We start from the raw sequence: 1,522 nt of genomic DNA, 5'->3' as shown, positions 1-1,522 counted from the left end.
GACCAGCCATTTGCATCGGACGTGACCAGCGCACGGGTGCGTCTTGACCGGCAGGAATCGGCCAGAAGTAGCCAGTCGATGTGTCTATGAAAACTCAGGGCAATTCAGGTCGTTTGGCAGCGGCGGTAGCGGGTGACGATGAGAACGCTAAAGAAACAGTGATGATTTTTGTAGATCAGGTAGGTTTCGATCCGGTTGACGCAGGCTCGCTTGAGGAGTCCTGGAGGCAACAGCCATCTAAAAGAATATCCCGGAGGTGTTTTCCTCAGGGATTTAGCCTGCCGCTTCTGTCTGTTGTGGAGCTTCCGGGGGCGCGGGGACGCAAGTTGATGGATGCTGCGTCCCGAGAAGCGTATGTGTCGGCGCGGCCTAGACATCGAAATCCCCTCCAGCAACGACCTTGGCGTATCAAGGTTCCCTGAGGTAGAGTGCGATTCGGGATGCGCGACCCTTCAGGCTGCGCCCGGATCCAATGCTGATGTAAGGAAACAACGCCTTGATCACCCTTGCCATATTAGGTTTTCCGGATATCTATAATCGGCTGACTAATCTATATCCAGCCAAACCTTGGCTTAAAGTCGTAGACAATATTAGTAAACTATCAAAGCAGTTCGCTGGTCGCGGCGGCCAAGAGGAATTAGATAGCTCTGTCGCTTTTGGCCTGACGTTCTGGGAGAGGCATAAGTACGCACTAAGTGCAGGTTACGAATGGAACACAATGTATCAGACTATGCTATTCGTTCAGCGGGTAGTAGAACTCTGCGAAGCTGTCGATCGTGGTGAGCCGGGGCCAAAGGAACTGAAAAAACGATTTGAGGGAGCATTCAAGCTCTCTAGCGATATGCGTGCTTTGCAGTATGAGCTCTACATGGCATATGTGCTCAAGTCTAGGGGATGCACTATCGATTGGCCAGAAGAAAGCAAGGGTAAGGAGACCTTCGACTTATTGGTCTATCCGCCTGGAGGCCTAGAGCCCTTTGAACTTGAGTGCAAGTCCTTTGCAGGCGATAAAGGATTTGCGGTACGCCTTGCTGACGGGCACCGTTTGATAGGTGCTTTGCTGGAAAAAATTTCGCTGGGAAGGCTTCTCCCAGCCAAGAAAGATTTCGCAAGCATTTTGACCATTACCTTGACTGAATCCGTGCCCACGGACGAAAAGAGCTTTCAGACATTCGTTGTTAATTTAGCCAGCGAGATCGAAGCCAAGGGAAGCAATTTAGAATGCGCCGGATTCTCTGTCTCTGAAGACTTCTGTCCTTTGGTTGGCGACCCTATGGATGAGGACGCGTGTGTTAACGCTGCGCAGTCGCTACCTGGCTCAGTAGCTGCTTTCGTAGCGTGTCATAGCCCAGAAGACAGGTTGAAAGGTATTAGGTTGTGTACGCTGGAGATGTCCGGATCTGGACGGAAGTTGAGAAATTATCCAAGCGAGCATTAAATAAAACAGTTAACAGGTAAGCGTCCTGGCGCACTTGCCCTGCAGTTTATCAACGATACGATCGAACCCATTAATACCGCATTT

At 50.7% G+C, this 1,522-nt stretch carries 1 protein-coding gene; it reads left to right on the top strand.

Annotation, left to right across the window (positions count from 1 at the left end):
• The first annotated feature begins 496 nt into the window (after nucleotides 1-496).
• On the top strand, nucleotides 497-1,438 hold the full coding sequence (locus G3436_RS24170) for a hypothetical protein (RefSeq protein ID WP_163950358.1): 942 nt from the start codon (nucleotides 497-499) through the stop codon (nucleotides 1,436-1,438).
• Nucleotides 1,439-1,522 lie beyond the last annotated feature (84 nt).

The sequence above is a fragment of the Pseudomonas brassicae genome, assembly GCF_010671725.1.
GTDB classification, from domain to species: domain Bacteria; phylum Pseudomonadota; class Gammaproteobacteria; order Pseudomonadales; family Pseudomonadaceae; genus Aquipseudomonas; species Aquipseudomonas brassicae.
Note: the sequence above shows the minus strand (reverse complement) of the source record. Positions and strands in the feature narration are given on the sequence as shown.